The organism is Metabacillus kandeliae (assembly GCF_021166585.1).
Classification (GTDB): domain Bacteria; phylum Bacillota; class Bacilli; order Bacillales; family Bacillaceae; genus Metabacillus_B; species Metabacillus_B kandeliae.
This window is the reverse complement of sequence record NZ_JAJOZE010000001.1, coordinates 878920-896790: the sequence shown is the minus strand read 5'-3', so window position 1 is coordinate 896790 and position 17871 is coordinate 878920. Positions and strand designations below refer to the sequence as shown.

The 17871-nt window shown below is 43.0% G+C and carries 20 protein-coding genes; 8 read left to right on the top strand and 12 right to left on the bottom strand.

Annotation, left to right across the window (positions count from 1 at the left end; genetic code table 11):
- The first annotated feature begins 119 nt into the window (after positions 1 to 119).
- Positions 120 to 1196: an NAD(P)H-dependent flavin oxidoreductase gene (locus LRR81_RS04500; RefSeq protein ID WP_231788087.1), complete on the top strand. Its 1077-nt coding sequence runs from the start codon at positions 120 to 122 to the stop codon at positions 1194 to 1196.
- A 150-nt stretch (positions 1197 to 1346) separates the two neighbouring features.
- Here LRR81_RS04500 and LRR81_RS04495 read toward each other — a convergent pair whose 3' ends face one another.
- Positions 1347 to 2813, bottom strand: a complete 1467-nt coding sequence (locus LRR81_RS04495; protein ID WP_231788086.1) for an NAD(P)/FAD-dependent oxidoreductase — start codon at positions 2811 to 2813, stop codon at positions 1347 to 1349.
- Between the two features lie 179 nt (positions 2814 to 2992).
- A complete protein-coding gene (locus tag LRR81_RS04490; protein ID WP_231788085.1) occupies positions 2993 to 3130 on the bottom strand; it encodes a YjcZ family sporulation protein in 138 nt (45 codons plus the stop codon).
- Positions 3131 to 3342: 212 nt separating this feature from the next.
- Between LRR81_RS04490 and LRR81_RS04485 the strand changes: the two genes are divergently transcribed.
- Both LRR81_RS04485 and LRR81_RS04480 read left to right on the top strand, forming a co-directional pair.
- Positions 3343 to 4452 carry a CapA family protein gene (locus LRR81_RS04485; protein ID WP_231788084.1) on the top strand — a complete coding sequence of 370 codons (1110 nt, stop codon included), beginning with the start codon at positions 3343 to 3345 and terminating at the stop codon, positions 4450 to 4452.
- A 117-nt stretch (positions 4453 to 4569) separates the two neighbouring features.
- Positions 4570 to 4908, top strand: a complete 339-nt coding sequence (locus LRR81_RS04480) for a hypothetical protein (protein WP_231788083.1) — start codon at positions 4570 to 4572, stop codon at positions 4906 to 4908.
- 50 nt (positions 4909 to 4958) lie between these two features.
- Here the strand turns inward: LRR81_RS04480 and LRR81_RS04475 are convergent, their stop codons facing one another.
- Positions 4959 to 6131: a glycosyltransferase family 2 protein gene (locus LRR81_RS04475; protein ID WP_231788082.1), complete on the bottom strand. Its 1173-nt coding sequence runs from the start codon at positions 6129 to 6131 to the stop codon at positions 4959 to 4961.
- 124 nt (positions 6132 to 6255) lie between these two features.
- Entirely contained in the window at positions 6256 to 7218 is a 963-nt protein-coding gene (gene msrB / locus LRR81_RS04470) for a peptide-methionine (R)-S-oxide reductase MsrB (protein WP_408631580.1), read from the bottom strand.
- A 178-nt stretch (positions 7219 to 7396) separates the two neighbouring features.
- On the opposite strand from msrB, the gene LRR81_RS04465 reads away from it, so the two are divergent.
- Positions 7397 to 7819 carry a MarR family winged helix-turn-helix transcriptional regulator gene (locus LRR81_RS04465; protein ID WP_231788080.1) on the top strand — a complete coding sequence of 141 codons (423 nt, stop codon included), beginning with the start codon at positions 7397 to 7399 and terminating at the stop codon, positions 7817 to 7819.
- 181 nt (positions 7820 to 8000) lie between these two features.
- Positions 8001 to 8258 carry a DNA alkylation repair protein gene (locus tag LRR81_RS04460; protein WP_231788079.1) on the top strand — a complete coding sequence of 86 codons (258 nt, stop codon included), beginning with the start codon at positions 8001 to 8003 and terminating at the stop codon, positions 8256 to 8258.
- A gap of 39 nt (positions 8259 to 8297) precedes the next feature.
- Here LRR81_RS04460 and LRR81_RS04455 read toward each other — a convergent pair whose 3' ends face one another.
- Complete coding sequence (locus LRR81_RS04455) at positions 8298 to 9110, bottom strand: alpha/beta fold hydrolase (protein ID WP_231788078.1); 813 nt, start codon at positions 9108 to 9110, stop codon at positions 8298 to 8300.
- Positions 9111 to 9434: 324 nt separating this feature from the next.
- Here LRR81_RS04455 and LRR81_RS04450 point away from each other — a divergent pair, with 324 nt between their 5' ends.
- Both LRR81_RS04450 and LRR81_RS04445 read left to right on the top strand, forming a co-directional pair.
- Positions 9435 to 10361 carry a CPBP family intramembrane glutamic endopeptidase gene (locus LRR81_RS04450; RefSeq protein WP_231788077.1) on the top strand — a complete coding sequence of 309 codons (927 nt, stop codon included), beginning with the start codon at positions 9435 to 9437 and terminating at the stop codon, positions 10359 to 10361.
- A gap of 165 nt (positions 10362 to 10526) precedes the next feature.
- Positions 10527 to 11276, top strand: a complete 750-nt coding sequence (locus LRR81_RS04445) for a DUF4397 domain-containing protein (RefSeq protein ID WP_231788076.1) — start codon at positions 10527 to 10529, stop codon at positions 11274 to 11276.
- A gap of 58 nt (positions 11277 to 11334) precedes the next feature.
- Here the strand turns inward: LRR81_RS04445 and LRR81_RS04440 are convergent, their stop codons facing one another.
- The 7 genes from LRR81_RS04440 to ilvA all read right to left on the bottom strand — a co-directional run bounded on the left by LRR81_RS04440 (position 11335) and on the right by ilvA (position 17418).
- Positions 11335 to 11940 carry a YpmS family protein gene (locus LRR81_RS04440; RefSeq protein WP_231788075.1) on the bottom strand — a complete coding sequence of 202 codons (606 nt, stop codon included), beginning with the start codon at positions 11938 to 11940 and terminating at the stop codon, positions 11335 to 11337.
- Between the two features lie 17 nt (positions 11941 to 11957).
- Complete coding sequence (locus LRR81_RS04435) at positions 11958 to 12761, bottom strand: SGNH/GDSL hydrolase family protein (RefSeq protein ID WP_231788074.1); 804 nt, start codon at positions 12759 to 12761, stop codon at positions 11958 to 11960.
- A 90-nt stretch (positions 12762 to 12851) separates the two neighbouring features.
- On the bottom strand, positions 12852 to 13442 hold the full coding sequence (locus tag LRR81_RS04430) for an SCO family protein (RefSeq protein ID WP_231788073.1): 591 nt from the start codon (positions 13440 to 13442) through the stop codon (positions 12852 to 12854).
- Positions 13443 to 13537: 95 nt separating this feature from the next.
- Positions 13538 to 14509, bottom strand: a complete 972-nt coding sequence (locus LRR81_RS04425) for a nucleoside hydrolase (RefSeq protein WP_231788072.1) — start codon at positions 14507 to 14509, stop codon at positions 13538 to 13540.
- A gap of 211 nt (positions 14510 to 14720) precedes the next feature.
- Positions 14721 to 15563, bottom strand: coding sequence for a DegV family protein (locus LRR81_RS04420; protein WP_231788071.1), 843 nt, complete (start codon positions 15561 to 15563; stop codon positions 14721 to 14723).
- A 242-nt stretch (positions 15564 to 15805) separates the two neighbouring features.
- Complete coding sequence (locus tag LRR81_RS04415) at positions 15806 to 16057, bottom strand: DUF2535 family protein (protein ID WP_231788070.1); 252 nt, start codon at positions 16055 to 16057, stop codon at positions 15806 to 15808.
- A 95-nt stretch (positions 16058 to 16152) separates the two neighbouring features.
- The gene (ilvA, locus tag LRR81_RS04410) at positions 16153 to 17418 is read right to left on the bottom strand and encodes a threonine ammonia-lyase IlvA (protein WP_231788069.1); all 1266 of its coding nucleotides are present in this window, start codon (positions 17416 to 17418) and stop codon (positions 16153 to 16155) included.
- Positions 17419 to 17575: 157 nt separating this feature from the next.
- Between ilvA and LRR81_RS04405 the strand changes: the two genes are divergently transcribed.
- Positions 17576 to 17803 carry a hypothetical protein gene (locus LRR81_RS04405; protein ID WP_231788068.1) on the top strand — a complete coding sequence of 76 codons (228 nt, stop codon included), beginning with the start codon at positions 17576 to 17578 and terminating at the stop codon, positions 17801 to 17803.
- Positions 17804 to 17871 lie beyond the last annotated feature (68 nt).

The window sequence follows — 17871 nt, the reverse complement described above, 5'->3', positions numbered from 1 at the left end:
CATTAGCGCCAGTTTATCATTTCCCTTCCTCTCCAACATTTTTATATACTGGCAGTATGATAGATTTCTTTGTACGCGCTTCATTACCATGAATATTTGCATAAAACGGAGGGGTTTCTATGATGCAAAAAAGCAGCGTGCTGTGCAGCCTGCTCGGCATTCAATTCCCGGTTATCCAGGCAGGAATGGCTGGAGGACCCGCCGGGTCTGAACTCGCAGCAGCGGTATCCAAAGCAGGAGGGCTCGGAACACTTGGAGCTGCCTATATGTCAGGTGAAGCGATTCGGGAAGCGGTCAAACTGATTAGAGAAAAAACAGACCGCCCCTTTGCCGTCAATTTGTTTACAGCAGACATGAAAGATGATTTTTCCAGAATTCATGAAGTGAAAGAAGTTCTTGCTCCAATAGCTGAATCTATCGGAGCAGAAGCTGGCTTTGAAGGCTTAAAAACGAAAGATATGTTCCTGGAACAGTTTCAGGCTGTCATGGAAGAAAATGTGCCGATTATCAGCACAGCCTTCGGACTGCTTCCAGAAGAGCATATGGCTGAAGCCAAGAATCAAAACAGGAAGATCATTGCGATGGCCACAACTGTGGAAGAAGCCATTAGCGCCGAAAGAAGCGGAGCGGATGCCGTTGTTGCACAGGGAAGCGATGCAGGCGGACACAGAGGAACCTTCGATATGAACAAGCATCCTCAAGGTGCAAATATCGGCACTTTTTCTCTTGTTCCGCAAATGGCCGATGCGCTGGCTATTCCGGTTATCGCAGCAGGAGGCGTTATGGATGGAAGAGGTTTGGCTGCCTCCTTGATGCTAGGAGCTTCAGGCGTGCAGCTCGGCACCCGCTTTCTTGCCTGCGCGGAATCTGGTGCCCACCCTGCCTATCAGGAAATGCTGACGCAATCGAATGAAGCCTCAACTGTTTTAACATCAGCATTTTCCGGAAGGCCGGCAAGGGGCATTTCCAATCAGTTTATTAGTAGCTTTGAACTCTCGGGCGTTCCGCCGCTTCCCTTCCCAAGCCAGAATACGGCAACAGGCAAAATCAGAAAAGCTGCTGCAGAACAAAATAATCCTGCTTTTATGTCGCTTTGGGCAGGACAGGGATTGAGAATGATGAAGTATGGCGAAACAGCTGAAGATATACTTCTAAAAGTGATGAAAGAAGCTGAGGATTCTCTTGCTTCTTTTTGAATGCGAAATCTGCCAAAAATGCGGCTGGCGTTTTTGAGATTTTCCGCAGCCTCAAGCTTTTAAAGGGTTAATAGAACAAGGGACAGGTCTGCTTAAATAGCAGAACCTGTCCCTTTTGTACTTCAAAAGCCTCTGTTCAGAACGTTCTCCTCAAACCATAACAGCTGTTCTCTCTGGCTTTCCTGCCTTTTTAGCCGCAATATCCCGCGCAATCCAGACACCGCATGCTCCTGCCTGTGCAAGTCCGCGGGTAATTCCTGCCCCGTCCCCGCCAACGTACAGTCCGCTGATTTCCGATTCAAAACGGTCGTTCAGCTTCGGACGGGCTGAATAAAATTTGGCTTCCACTCCGTAGAAAAGCGTATGTTCTGATGCAAGACCCGGTGTGACTTTATCAAGCGCTTCTGTCATTTCGATCAAGCTCTTCATCGTATTATATGGAAGCACCAGACCAAGATCTCCCGGCACTGCTTCTTTCAGCGTCGGTTCCAGAAAGCCCTCTTTCATCCTATTCGCAGTTGATCTTCTTCCCTTTAGTATATCTCCGTATTTTTGCACAATCAGTCCGCCGCTTGAAAGGTTGTTGGCAAGCTTTGACACTTCATGCGCATATTCATTCGGCTTGTCAAACGGCTCGGAAAATTTATGAGAGACAAGCAGTGCAAAATTCGTATTGCTGCTGCCAAGCTTTGGATCTTTGTAGGCATGACCGTTGGCAAGCATCGTGCCGGAGTGATTTTCCACCACAACATGTCCGGAAGGATTGCTGCAGAAAGTTCTTATCCTTGTGCCGACAGATGTATTGAAAATAAATTTTCCTTCATATAAATGCTTGTTGATTTCTTCCATTACGATATCAGACGTCTCCACCCTTACCCCGACGTCTACTTGATTGCTTGTCATTTTTAACCGGCGTTTTTTCAAAATGCTGCTCAGCCATGTGGAGCCGTCCCTGCCCGGCACAACCACTACTTTATCCGCCAGAATTTCTTCGCCGCTTGCGAGCAGCACTCCTTTTGCGGTATGGATGCCTTCATTTTTAATGGTGATCAGGTCGCTTACTTCAGCTTTAAATTTCATATCAATTTTTGTTTTTAAGTATTCGTAAATGCTTTTCAATATTTCCAGATTCTGTTCTGTTCCCAAATGGCGGACCTGTGCTCTTAATAGCTTCAAGCCTGCAGCATAGGCCCTTATTTCGATGTCTTTTACATGATCTGTCAATGGGTCTGTAATTGATTCTGCTGCACCATGAAGAAGGTTTATTTCATCTACATACCGAATTAAGTCCATCACAGCTCCGTCAGGAAGGTAATCTGTCATCCAGCCGCCGAATTCGCTTGTGATATTAAATTTCCCATCTGAATAAGCACCAGCCCCGCCAAAACCGTTCGTAATGGAGCATGCAGGCAAACAGCCAGAAAAATCTTTTCTGCCAGCAGGCGGAGGACATTTTTCAATTTTTTTCTGAAGAATCGGACAATTCCTCCGGTAAATATCATGGCCTTTATCAATCAGAAGCACTTTAGCTCCTGGAAGTTTACGAGTCAGTTCATAAGAAGCAAAAATCCCTGCGGGGCCTGCTCCGACAATAATCACATCATAATGCTGTTCCAAGGTGATCCCCTCCGCACACTGCTCAATAAGCAGTTTTAATATTCCACTGGTAAATATACCAAAGGATAGCGCTTCCGTCAATCTCTTTTCCGAACTATATTTAAAACAATTAATTTTAATGTTCGTGTTTTAGGGATCTTCCTGCAAATAAAAAGGACCCATCCAGGGTCCTTTTTAGGTTAGTTAATATACGCTGCACCGATGATGATCAGTAAAATGAACAATACAATAATCAGAACAAAGCTGTTTCCGTAACCGTGGCATCCGTGACCGTAATATGGAGCAGCATAGCCCCCGTGACATCCATAACCGTACATTGAATAATCCCTCCATCAATACTTGATGTTTTCCCTGTAGCCTATGTGGATGCAGGGTTGTATTGACTGTGCGTTTGCCTATTTTTTAAGAAAAGTAATTATCCTGCCCCGGCTCATGAAAATTTGCTGAAAATCCAAAATTTCTCTGGCATTTAGTGGATGAGTATTTTACATTAATATTGTTGGAATTTTATAGAAACAGAGGGGAATTCATGAGGAAAGTAAAAACAAAAGGGGTTATACTTGCTTGCGCGGTCCTTTTTCTTGGAAGCATAAATCCTTTTAGCGATGCTTCGTCCGCATCTGCTGCAGGAAACAGTTCAGCCAAAACCTCCCAGAAGCCAATCAGCATCGTTATCGGAGGTGACACTCAATTTTCAGGCTCCACTCTGAAAACAGCCTTAAAATACGGTCCTTCCTATCCATTTCAGTATGTGAAAAAAGATTTGCAAAGCGCGGATTATGCTGTACTGAATCTGGAGACCTCGATCACATCTCTCCCTGATTCCTATAGAGACCGGAATCAGCGCTACAATTTTAAGGCGCCTGCATCCATGCTGACAGGAATTAAGCAGTCTGGTGCTGATTTAGTAAGCCTTGCCAATAATCACGCGCTGGATTATGGCCAGCAGGGGCTTCTTGATACAATGAGCTCCGTTAAGAAAGCCGGATTGTCCTATATCGGCGCAGGCAAAACGATGTCTGAAGCCTACAGTGCCAAAACAGCTGTTATAAAAGGCAAAAAAGTGAAATTCATTGCAGCGACCCGCTTTGCTCCATCTAATTCATGGTTCACATTCAATCGGTCTACTAAAGCCGGTGTTGCAGGCGCCTACCAGCTTGACCCGCTCATAAAAGCTCTGAAAAAGGAGAAAAAAGGAGCAGATTATCTTGTCTTGTATCTTCATTGGGGTGTTGAAAAAACAACAAAGCCCGCCGCCTATCAATGGGAATACTTAAAAAGAATTGTCAGTGAAACAGATGTTGATGCCATTATCGGCTCTCATCCCCACGTCCTGCAAGGCTTCACTTATTATCCAAAAAAATCGGGCGGAAAAACGATAAAAAGTGTTCCAGTTGCGTTTTCGCTCGGCAATTTCCTTTTCCCTGATTATGTGACGGGAAAAACGGCGCAAACAGGACTGTTAACACTCACTCTTGAAGGGAAGCAGCCTTCTATTTCATTTAAGCCATATATAATTTCAAAGGATGTTATCCGGCCTGTCAGTGCAGCAGCCAGAACCTCTATGGAAAAATACCTGCAGTCGATTTCTTATAACGTTTCCATTAAAAACGGGAAAATTACGAATAGGAGCAAATAGGCGAAAGTATCCCTGATGAATGTCCATTTTAAGCAGGATCTGTGCGAATAAGCTATCACGATCAAGACAAGTGGAATATAATGCCCCGAAAACACAATTTTATTCGGGGTGATTTATTTGGAAAGCACAAGACATCAGCTGATCAGAGAGCTTGGAGCGCTTGCTTCTACCCTTACCGGGGCAGGGCTTAGTGCAACAAAGCACATCTGGGATCTGCTGCCGGAAATTTGCGAAGAAGGAGCCTGTTCCGTTTTTGAGAAGCTTTTTCCAGGGCAGCAGGTCAGCGTGCTGCTTGATTCAGGTGATTCGATCGGACCGGCAACATTTGTTAGATTCAACAAAATGACCGGCATTGCCACATTGAGCCAGACGATTTCCACTTCTACTTCTCAGATGACAAACATCATTAAAGTAGACTGCAGGAAAACAGAAGCAGTAACAATTTATAATGTTTAATGCCATATAAAAAGGCAGCGCATCAGCTGCCTTTTTATTATGTGTTCATTTCAATTTGCCAGTGCAGCCAGGGCCAGCAGAAGATGAGGACACCCGCTCTTCCGCAGAGCTTCCTTCCTGCCTTCTAGATCATAGCCTCTTTCCTTAAGTATTTTTCTCCACTTTTTCTCGGGAACCTGGTCTCTTAATGAGACAAATAAAGACTGCAGCATTTCGGAGATCAGCTGCAGCACATCATCAAATACAGCTTTTACATGATCTGCTTCCACCAGAACAGAATGCATAAACTGAAAATCAAAGCCTTTGTACTCAAGCCCGAGGACAAGCAAATCAAGCACTGGATGCTTTTCCATCAGGCGGCATTGGTTCGCCATCGCTTCGCGGAAAACTGTTTTGCTTATTGGATGTTCCTGATGGCAGGCTGCAGCTGCCTCATCTATAAGCAGCACAACACCGTCTTGAGTCAGACGGTAGCCGAGCTCCCAATCCTCAGGCCCGTATCCTTCAAAAGCTTCATCAAACCCTCCAGAAGCTATTAAATGCTCCTTTCGGACAGACACATTGCCGCTTAAAAAAGCCAGATAAGAGAGCTTGAATGCGCCGAAGTTACTCTCAAAATGACGGATTCCTTTATTAAAAAAATAAGTATTTTCATAGGACAAAGATTTATATTTTCCGCAAGCTATCTCCGCTTCTGTTACTAACGGCACAGCTTCCTCTGCTCCCTGCAAAGCCTGCAAAAATCGTTCCTGATAAAATGTCTGTGCTGAAAGCTCTTTTAGTTTTTCTTTTTGTTTCTGCAGAAAGCCTTGATAATAATGCGTAAAAACATGCCTGTTATATAACCCGCCAGATACAGCACATTTTCTGCAACCGGCATGATGGGCCATGTGTGCGGAGAGGAAATCCGGCTCAGGAAGCATCTCCGCATCAATAAAGACGATCACTTCCCCCTTTGCCATGGAAATGCCCAGATTCCGGGCGAAGCTTCTGCCGCTGTTTTTCTCAAGACGGAAATAGCGCAGATTGGGGAGCTTTTCCCGCCATTGGGCATCAATTAAAGGCGTCAAATCCTCGGAGCAGTCATCGATAATCAGCACTTCAAAGTGTTCTTTTGGATAATTCTGCAGGTGTAAAGCATAAAGAGAAAAACGGAGCAATTCATATTTATTGTAAGCAGGCATCACAATACTTGCTGCAAGCATGCTTTCATTCTCTTTCATCTCATCTCCCCTTACCCTTTTGCCTATACAGTATGCAGAGTATAGAAGAAGGCAACTGCACGCTTTAATCCCATAAAAAAACTGCTCTGCATTGTGCAGAGCAGGTAAAAACGGCGCCGTCCATTCAGTTAAAGAGCGGCAAATACTTGCTGTAGCCTTCTTTTTCTAATTCACTTTTAGGAATAAACCGAAGGGCCGCAGAATTAATGCAGTATCTTAAGCCGGACGGTCCAGGGCCATCGTTAAACACATGGCCGAGATGTGAGTCTGCTGTTTTGCTTCTTACTTCAGTGCGCACCATCCCATGGGTAAAGTCCATTTTTTCTTCTACTTCATGCTCCCCAATCGGCTTTGTAAAGCTTGGCCAGCCGCAGCCTGCATCATATTTATCCCTGGAGCTGAAAAGAGGCTTCCCTGACACAATATCAACATAAATCCCCTCTTCTTCCATGTCCCAGTAGTCATTTTGAAAAGGAGGCTCTGTACCATTTTCCTGTGTTACGTTATACTGTATAGGTGATAGCCGGTTTTTTAAATCATTTTTTGAGTTGTCTTTCCATGCATCTTTGATAAACTGTTCCCTCCCAGATCCTTTTTTATATTGCTGATAATGTGCAGGATTTTTCCTGTAATAATTCTGATGATAAGTTTCTGCCGGGTAAAAAGGTGCTGATGGAAGAATCTCTGTTACGATTGGCTTTTGAAATCGCCCGCTCTCCTGGAGGGCAGCCTTCGATTCTTCAGCAAGGTTTTTTTGGACTTCATCGTGATAAAAAATGGCTGTCCGGTAAGATTCTCCCCTGTCATAAAATTGGCCTCCGGCATCTGTCGGATCAATCTGCTGCCAATATAAGTCCAGGAGTCTTTCATATGGGAAAATATCCGGATTAAAGGCAATTTGAACAGCCTCATAATGGCCTGTCGAATTGGAGCATACTTGCTCATAGGTCGGGTTTTCGACTGTGCCGCCAGTATATCCAGAAGTGACAGTATGAATGCCGGGCATTTCATCAAAAGGCTGAACCATGCACCAAAAGCATCCTCCAGCAAATGTCGCTAACTGAATGTTTTTATTCTCCATTCTCATCTTCCTCTCGATTCAGCTTTAAAATTTATTATATCACTTCCTGCTTGTTTTCATAGAAATCAGCTTTTACACAGTTTCTCTTGACAGCTCAAAGGAATTTATTTAATCTTATAAATAGTTAACTTAGTTAATAAATCGCGGAATGAATATTTTTATTCGTATGCCTGGGGGAATGAACTTGGAAAACCGCCAAGAAATGATGTATGAAATGGAAGCGCTGCTCCGCAACGTCGTCAGACAGCTTCGCATTGAAATTAACAGTCTGTTAAATCATGAAATGACTAGAAACGAATTCTACATTTTAAAAATACTTCAGGATCAAGGGCCCCAAAAATCTTCTGCACTTTCCAAACAGCTTGAAGTGTCAGCGAGCCATATAACCGCTATTACTGATTCCTTGCTTGAAAAAAACTTCATTTCCAGAGAAAGATCTGAAAGTGACCGGCGCATTATTGAAATAGAAATAACTGACTTTGGAAGAGAGAAACTGAAGGAGCTTCAAGTTAAAAAAACCGATTTTCTATTCAGCCGCTTCAACTGCTACACAGACGAAGAAATGAATGAGCTGATTTCTCTTTTCCGGAAGCTGGACCGCTCTTAACTTTACCTGCCTTTAAGCTTATATGCTTAAGGGCTTTTTTCTTTTTCAGATCTTTTTCCCGTACTTTCCAAAAATACGAGCACTCCTTATCCTGCGCTTCATTTTGCAGGTTTAGATAAGACTTTTACATAAAAATCTTTTTCTGCTGCACACTAGTGATAATAAGCTGGGAGGGTTAACGATGACAGCACCTTACTTATGTCCAAACTGCAAAACAAACCGTTCAAGGTTCAATATCATGGAGCAGCATCCGCAGGCTGTAAAGCTCGATCCCGCAACAGGGGCTATGGTAGAGGAGTATTCACAATCAGAAGCAGGGCCATTTCACGCCTCTTATCAGGGGACTCAAAGAAGAGTCCAATGCGGATCCTGCGGCACAATTGAGGATGAGCAAACGTTTTTGAAATTCGCCGAATCTCATCCGATGAACAAGAGCTGATATACGCAAAAGCTGTCCTGGACCTAGGACAGCTTTTGTTTATTCATCCGCATTAACTTTTACATGCTCTTCGATAAATTGAAGAATAATGTTTCCTATTTCATCCGGTTTTTCAAGCATCCCCATGTGGCCGGCACCCTCTAAGACAGCCTCTTTAATCATCGGGTTTTTAACTGCGAAAGATTGTTCCATGGGCACAATCTGATCAGAACGCCCTGCCGCGATGAGTACAGGGATTCTGGTGTTTTCCAGCACATGCCTTCTGTCCGGCCTGTTTTTCATGGCGTTAAGTGCTTCTTTCGCCCCTGCCTGAGGAGTATGATAGCCAATCTGCTTTGCAAATTGAATTTCTTCGCTCAGGACCTCAAGATTTTCCTTAGCAAACAAATTGGGAATCAGGTCGTTAATAAAAGAATGGATCCCCTCTTTTTCAACCCGTTCAATATTATGCTGCCTTTTCGCTTTTCCTTCCTCGCTGTCAGGAAATGGAGTTGAATGCAGAAGACCAAAGGAGGCGGTCATCTCAGGATATTTTTCAGCAAACGCCAGCACGGCATAGCCGCCAAGTGAATGGCCGAACAAAGAGGCATGATCGATTTTCAAATCATTCATCACATCCCTCACGTCGTCTGCCATATCCTCAACAAAATATGGCTCATCAGATGTGCTGGAACCGCCATGGCCCCTAAGGTCAAGAGCAACGACTCGATGCTTCTCAGCCAGTATAGGGACCAAGTATTTAAAGTACTCATGGCTTCCGCAAAATCCATGCAGAAGGATGATGGTATCCCCTACACCTTCATCTATGTATCCGATCTCTTTTTCGCCTCTTGTCAATTCATAGTAATTCATTGCGTTTCCTCCTTTGAGCCTTTTCTATGTTTTTCCCAAAGAAGCTTTTCTTAAACTTAAAGGCCGCCTGCCTTAGGCTCAGCTGTTTTCTGCGGGCCGCCACCCGATTACCTTCCTTTTATTGATTTTCGTCTTCACAGGAGATTAATTTTAACTGAATTGGGAGTTTTTACATAAATCTCATTTCAGGATTAGGGTTCCAACTGCCCAAAGGACAGTTTTTGCATGCGATTAATTCATTACTAAGAACCATCACTTTTTGCAGTCTGATTTGCCTTTATAATTTTGTATAATATGGTTATGCCAAAAAAGGGGGTACCAGACATGAAGGTTTTTAAAAATAAAGAAGGCAAGGTAAGAAGCGGCTGGAAAATCCTGTTATCTTTTCTCTTAATGCAGGTGCTGACAGGCATATTGCTTATTCCTGCCGTTTTGCCGGGTCTGATTATGCAGGGCACTTCTGAGGGGCCTGGATTTCAGCTTGAAATAGACATGGGCAAATTAATGGAAAACCCATCCATTAAGCTAGGGGTCATGATTGCTCAGCTTATTGCCACACTGCTTACTCTGCTGATCTTTTTAAAAGCAGAAAAGAGAAAATGGAGAGAGCTTGGTATAACCTCCATCAGGACTCAAGGAAAAAACCTTGGATTCGGCTTAGCTGCCGGCGGAGGCTCTATTCTTGCCATTACTGCCATTCTCGCTGCAACAGGGCAGGTGCAGTTAACGGCTAGAATGGGCGGAAATGGTTTATGGACAGAGGTTCTCATGGGTTTTATTGCCTATATCATCGTCGCAGCAAATGAGGAGCTTTACTTTAGGGGGTATGTGGTTTCAACCCTAAGCCAGTCGCGTTCCCTTCCCCTGATTTATATCGGTTCAGCTCTTATTTTTTGCGCTGCCCATCTTTCCAATCCAAATGTTCATCTTCTAGGCATTATCAACATTTTTCTGATAGGACTTCTTTTCTCTTATATGATGATTAAAACAGGGACCCTTTGGATGCCATTCGGATACCATTTAATGTGGAACTTTACCCAGGGCAGTGTGATTGGATTTCCGGTCAGCGGCCTTCCTCCTGAAGGATTATTCTCTGTGCATGCTGCGGATTCTATTTGGACCGGCGGTTCGTTTGGAGTAGAAGCAAGCATTTGGACAACGGTAATGATTGCGGCTGGTTTCTTCCTGACAAAGGTTTTTTGCGGGCGCAATGCTCACCAGCCAGCTATGTTTGCATCTGCCGGCAAATAAAAAGGAATTAAAAATCCAAAAAGTCCTTTTGACTTTTTGGATTTTTTCAAGTGCTTAAGGCGGCAAGGTGCTGCAAAGAACCTTTAAAGAAATTCCCATTGTGACATTCACCCATGCTTTCTCATATGGTATGAGAGATGATGAAAAGCATAGGAGTGATGAATAGTGCCTCAACAGGATAACAATCCGTATGTTTCTCAAGCGCTGATGTACGATATGCTTGCTTCATATTATAAATATCTTGATCCAAACAAGCACATAATGTATTATCAAATGCACCTGAAAGCCATACAGGAAGCAGTCAAACAGCAAAGCAGCAGATATCAGATGAATTCCGGAATGACCAATGCCAGGTTTTTCCACGCTTCCCCTGACGCCCCTGCCGTTGATGTGTATTTAAATGGAAAGCTGGTTCTCCGCGGATTAAAATATAAAGAAATCAGTGAGTATATGCATCTTCCCGCCGGCCAGTACAGGGTAGATATCTATCCAACAGGAAGCACTTCTTCCCCGGTGATTGCAGAAAACCTTCTCTTTGTGCCTGGTGTTGCCTATACATTTACAGCTGCAGGCCCCGTCTCCAGAATTAAGCTTTTCCCGATTGTTGATAAGCCGTTTGTTGCTGCAGGCGAAACGAAGGTGAAGTTTGTTCACCTTTCCCCTGATGCTCCTTCCGTTGATGTTGCGGTTAAGAATGGTGATGTCCTGTTTGAAAACATTTCTTTTATGACATCGACCAAATACATTACTGTGCCTGCCGGAAAGTATGATCTTGAAGTCAGGCTTGCCGGAAAGGATACAGTCGTACTTTCGGTTCCGAGGCTGCAGCTCCGTTCTGATAATGCCTATACCATCTTTGCCGTAGGCCTTGCCAATGGAAACCCTCCGCTTGATGCTGTAGTGGCGAGAGGCTAGCATGATTTTGCAGGAAAGAAAAAAGGCCAGTTTCTTAAAGAAACGGCCTTTTTTTGTACTAAAAAGATAAAGAAGAATCCTTTTTCTCATTTTTAAGCGGCACAAACAGTTTAAAACGAATATCATCTTTTTTCAGATTGAACGCTTCCGCTTTCGCCTTTAAATCGCTTTTCAGCTTGATTTCCGTCAATGCCACATCAATGGTTTTATTTTTTTCATCAATGTAAACAAAATCCGGAAGCGAGTAGGAGCTGTTAATGTAGCTTAAGACGATGTAAATAGGAATATCAAGCTGTCCAAGCGACAGGTCCTCCACCTTGAGGCGCATGTTGCCGTCTTTTTTTACAATTGGTTCAAAGGAAATTTTCGCATCAATCTCCTTGTTGAACACTTTGATTTTACCTATCAAGTTTACCTTATCATCAATTTGAACTCTGTAATTCAGCTGATCGGCATTGGCCTCCTGCTGCAGGTAATGATTGATCAGCTTGTTCAGGTTTTCTTTATTAGAGGAGACTGTTAATTCTGCAGTGCTTTCCCCTTCTTTGATTTGCCCTTGATTGCTTTGATTGCTTGCTGGAAGAAACAGAAGCGCCATGATAACAACTGCTGCAAGAATATTCAGGACAAGTAGGACAAAGAAGGCTGTTTTCCATTTCTTCACTCGTTTTTCACCCTAACCTATTGATTGTCGTTGTTTTCATTAGAATCATCCGAAATCAGATCCTGATAAACTCTTTCTCCGATCAGCTGATAGCCTGCTTCGTTCGGATGAAAAGCATCCTTGTACAGAATTCCTTTTTCATCATTCGAGCTGAAGAAATCTTCAATCGGAACAAATTTGGCATTTGGATCCCGCTCTACAGCCTCTTTCGCTCCATTGTTCCATTCTTTCACGATGACATCGATTTCAGAGAGCTGCGGAAAAGCATATTTTACCGGATTGTAGAGACCTACAAACACGATCTGAGCTTTTGGATTCAGCTTCCGGATTGTACTCATTATTTCTGATGTTTTTTTCACATATTGAACCTGTTCTTTTCTAAAAGGTTCAAATGTTAAATTTAGAAAATTGTCTTTCACAACCTTCATGAGGTCATTTCCTCCGATCGTCAGCATGATAATATCCGCGCCTTTTAACGCGTTTATCACTTCCTGGCGCTTAAGCCTCTTCTGAAGATCGTCCGTTCGGTACCCCATCACAGCATAATTTGTCAGCGATATGTTTTTTCGGTTGTGTTCTTCCATAAGTTTTTGCTGGACATACCCAATATAGCCTTTCTTATTGTCATCTCCAACTCCGGCCGTTAACGAATCACCTACACCTACAATACTGATATCACCCCTTATAAAATCCTGCAGGGGCTTTTCCTTCTTTTTAATCTGTACTGTTTTGGAAGCAGGCGCCGCAGGCTTCAGGGAGAACCCCTCACATCCAGCCAGCAGCAGGAGGACAGCTATGATCCAGGCAAATTGTTTGACCAATTCACATCACCCTTAACCGTCTTTTAAATAGTTACTATATCATATTAAAAAGCATAGAGCCTATTTTTCTGCTTATTTATTAATACATCTTCAGTGCTGCTTTTCAAGCTTCTGTACATCGGATAAAATCTGCTCGAACGGCACTTTTCCGGTCCCGCTGTAGTTTTTTGAAACGCGGCCTTTTTTATCTACCAGGTAAAAGGACGTTCCGTGAATAACCTGATCTTCATTTTCCGGCTTCTTTACAATGGTTTTAAAGCTGTCCCTTGCAAATTGGCTGATCTCCTCATTTTTATATCCAGTGAGAAAATGCCAGTTATTTTCCTTTACTTGAAATTTTCGCGAGAATTCTTTCAGCTTCTCAGGTGTATCAACATCAGGGTCCACACTGAAAGAAACAATTTGAATCGGAATTCTTTTTTCTTCCGCCATTGATTGCAGCGCTCTCATGTTCGCTGTCATTGGAGGACAAACTGTTTTGCAGCTTGTAAAAATAAAATCAGCAATCCACACTTTGTTTTCAAGCTCCTTTTTATCAAAGGGACGGCCGCTTTGGTCCGTATAGCGGAACTCCGCTACTTTTCCCTCACCAAATGGCGGCTGGCATGAAGACAGCAGCAGAATGCAGTATAGGAAAACAGCTGATTTAATAAAGAAAGGATAAGAGATTTTTTTATACATGGACGCTTCACCTTTTTCTTCGTTAACAACCAAAGTTTAACATGCAGTCCATCTAAATGAAAATACTATCTCATAGATTACATAATATTTTACATTTAATACCTATGCTGCTGAGGCAGTCCTTTTTCAAAAGCTGACAAGATGCTTGAAGTATAGTAATGTTCATCAAAATCAAGCGCGATCCTGTGAACAGGATATTCTGCCAGTTTCTTGTAAGGTCTGAAATCAGCAATGCTCAAGCCCCTTGCAGGTCCGTTTTCTGCCACAACTTTAACGGGCTTTTTTGCAAATGTAAAGGCGTCTTCGTTCACACTGGACCATAGCGTTAAAACATCGTGCAGGGGGCCGCCTTGTATCCCCGGTACAGTTCTTTTGTAATAAGCTGAATAATAATCGAGCAGCGGTTTCAGAAGCTGGCCGGCTTTTTCTCCTTTGCGGCGGAAAACAGCATCAAGCCCGTCTACCTGGTGCTGTGTTAAAATCGCCCTGTTTGTCACATTTAAAGGAATAATGGTAATCGGTTTCCCAAGTGTCAGAACAATATTCGCTGCAACGGGATCACTGTAAAAATTAGCTTCCGCGGCAGGTGTAATATTGCCGGGATAAAAAAAGGCCCCACCCATCAGGAAAATATCCGAGATTTGAGAAAGTGACTTTGGATAAAGCAAAAACGCAGTAGCAAGCGATGTGAGTCTTCCAACATTCACAATGGTGACATTGTTTCCATACTTCGCAATTAAGCTGGTCACTTCATAAAAGTTTTCAAAAAGCCCGATTCCGTTAACAGGCTTAGGTATGATCGGCCCAAATCCTGCGGGCCCATGGATTTCGGGATAGTATTCCGGCTTTTCCCCTGTAAGAGCACTTTCAGCCCCTCCGTAGACCGGAATTTCGAACTTTCCGGAAACCTCCTGCAAGTAAACCGCATTTCTTGCTGCATCCCGTTTGGATACATTTCCATAATCAGCGACAATGCCTATTATATTAATGTCCTGATCGTACAGCGCATATATGGCTGCTGCAAGATCATCTATTCCGAAATCAGAAAAGAAGAGGATATTTTTCATTTTCTCTCTCCCTCAAATTTAGGTGATAAAAAAGACTGTCTTATTTCCTTAGAATTACTTGCGCAAAGCACCATTTTTAATTTATATGTAAGCTACAGCAAGGTTCTTGCAATTATTTAAACACTAAAATATTCAGACAGGCGAAACTAATCTGGATTAAGCCTTTAAGGCAAAAAAAAGAAGCCGGTCTGACGCGGGCTTCTTTTTGCTGCTATTCAGCAAAGAACATAAATCCAACGGCTCCTCTGCCTGTATGTGTGGACACAATAGGTGTAGTATAAGAGATATCAACGTTTACCCCTGGACAAATCTGCAGAACAGCATTTTTCAGATCAGCTGCAAGCTCAAGAGCGTCTGCATGCGCTATGCCAATCGCCTTTGCCGTTTTTCCTTTTATATCTTCAGCGAATTGTCTGGCCAAAAATTTAACAACCTGCGACCTGCTTCTTACCTTTGTGACAGGTGTGTACACCCCATCTTCAAGACTTGCTATCGGTTTAATGTGAAGCAGCGAGCCGATCATTGCTTTTCCTTTGCCGATTCGGCCGCCCTTTACGAGATTATCCAGTGTATCAACTGACACGTACAGGCGGCTTCCATTTCTGATGGCAGCCGTTCTTTCAATGATTTCTGTTTTGGACGCTCCTTCCATTGCAAGCCTTGCCGCCTCTGTTACTTGGAAGCCAAGGGCTTTAGAAATGAACTGGGAGTCTATCACAGTAATGTCGCCTTCCGTCATTTCAGCCGCACATTCTGCCGAACGGACTGTTCCGCTCATGCCTCCAGTCATGTGAATGGAAATAACTTCAAATCCTTCTTGAACAAGCCTTTCATAAACAGCAACAAAGGCTCCGGCAGACGGCTGAGAACTCTTTGGAAGCTCTTCTGCCTGCTCCATTTTATCTATAAACTCCAAGGGACTGATATCTACCCTGTCTGTATAAAGTTTGCCATCAATACTCAGTGTCAGCGGCACAACTTCTATGCCATACTTGCTGATCAATTCCTGATCTAAGTCCATAGTCGAGTCTGTTACAATTTTAACCTTCTGCAAATACTCACATCCCATCAAACTAGTTAACCTGTATTATACCGATTGTTGCGGCTGTTTCATACACAATTCACCAAAAGCAGACAAAACAATTTGCCAGTTGACATTTCCTTCTAGCATATGAAGACACCTCAGCACCTGCTTGGACAAGAAAGAAAATGAGGAGGAATGCCTAACAGTCGTTTCAAAATCAAGCTTTCAAGCAGTATCCCTAAAAAAGAAGGCCCTTTTAAAGGGCCTTCCTGTTAAGCATTATGTTTTAAAATGTCAGATTGAAAAATCGCTTCATAGTCATGCCACTTAACGGCTTTCTTCAAGTAATCCCTAAAAGAATACACCATTTTCTTATCCGGTTTGTTGTACACCGCTGTCAGAAAAGTCTGCAGCCTGACGTCTACAATAAAGCGATAATTGTTATCTTCCTCCAATACAGGAATCTCCAAAACTTTTACCTTCTGTCCATCCTTGCGTTTGAACTCCAGGCTTTTGAATAACAAAATATCAATCCTCTTTTTTTAACCGTTTTCTCTATTATACCCCAATCTAATGCCGAAGTCTGTCTAATTCTCCCTCAGCCAAAAAAATTCAGCATTTAAATAAGCAGGTGAAACAGGTCTTTATCTTTATTGACTTCTTTATATGGAAACCCTTTTCTGTCAAGCCTTAAGAGAAGCGGATCGTAATCTTCCCTTGACTTTAATTCAATTCCGACAAGTGCCGGGCCGTTTTCTTTATTATTTTTTTTCGTATATTCAAAGCGTGTAATATCATCATCAGGACCAAGCACTTCATCTAAAAACTCTCTTAGCGCACCGGCTCTTTGGGGAAAATTCACGATGAAATAGTGCTGCAGTCCTTCGTATATCATAGAGCGGTCTTTCATTTCCTGCATTCGCCCGATGTCATTGTTGCCGCCGCTGATAATGCAGACAACTGTTTTGCCTTTTATCTCTTCTCGAATGAAATCCAGTGCAGCAACCGGAAGCGCACCTGCAGGCTCTGCCACAATGGCGTTATCATTGTATAACGCCAGGATCGAAGAACAGACTTTCCCTTCCGGAACAAGGATGACATCATCCACAACCTCCTGTCCGATATGAAATGGCAGTTCTCCGATTTTTTGAACAGCGGCTCCGTCAACGAACTTATCAATTTTCGGAAGAGTGATAATTTCTCCGGACTTTCTCGCAGCTGTAAAGGAGGCGGCTCCTTCCGGTTCTGCCCCGATAATTTTAGTTAATGGCGAGACAGACTTAATATAAGAACCGATTCCGGAAATAAGCCCTCCCCCTCCGACTGCTGCGATGACCATATCTACAGGTTCTTTCAAGTCATTCATAATCTCTACTGCTGCCGTCCCTTGGCCGGCTATTACTTTTTCATCATCAAATGGATGGATGAACTCCCGGTTTTCTTTCAGCTGGCATTTTACAGCTTCATTATACGAATCGTCAAAAGTGTCTCCATAAAGAATAATGTCGGTATATTCTCCTCCGAAAAGCTCAACCTGTGAAACCTTCTGCCTCGGGGTTGTAGACGGCATAAATATTTTCCCGTGGATTTGAAGCCTTCTGCACGAATAGGCTACTCCCTGAGCGTGGTTTCCGGCACTTGCACAGACGATTCCATTAACTGTTTGTTCTTTTTTCAGGGATCTGATTTTATAATAAGCCCCTCTGATTTTAAATGATCTTACAGTCTGAAGATCTTCCCTTTTCAAATAAAGATTGCACTGATATTTGTCAGAAAGCCTTTTGTCTCTTTCAAGAGGGGTATGCAGGACAATGTCCTTTAATTGATGATGAGCTTTAAGGATTTCTTCTACCTGAATGATGTTCCTGGCTGTTTGAGGATTCATAGCAAGACCCTTTCTGAAACGGTTTTATAATTTGCCATTATAGCATGAATATTTCAAATTAACAGTCAATTGATGAATTTTACAAACATTTAACGATAAAAGCTTCTCACATATTCCTCCTGCAGATCCGGCAAACTACAAATGGAGGCTGATGAGAATGGACTATTACTTGAAGAGCAGGCAAAGCGCCTCTCCATGCGTCGTGACTAACGATGAAGACAGCGGAATTTACTGTATCCGCAAAGAAGATACGAGCGGCGAGGTATTCAATAGCAAACAGGAATTAATAAAATGGATAGAAGACAATTGGGAAGCATCTGATTTTGAAGAGCCGGGCCTTTACTCTAAAATGATGAAGAGCCTTCAAACAGAATGTAATATTTAAGCAGCAAAAACTTTAAAAAAGAATTGGTTCCAATTAGGTGCAATTGGGTGTTATGATAAAAGCAGATT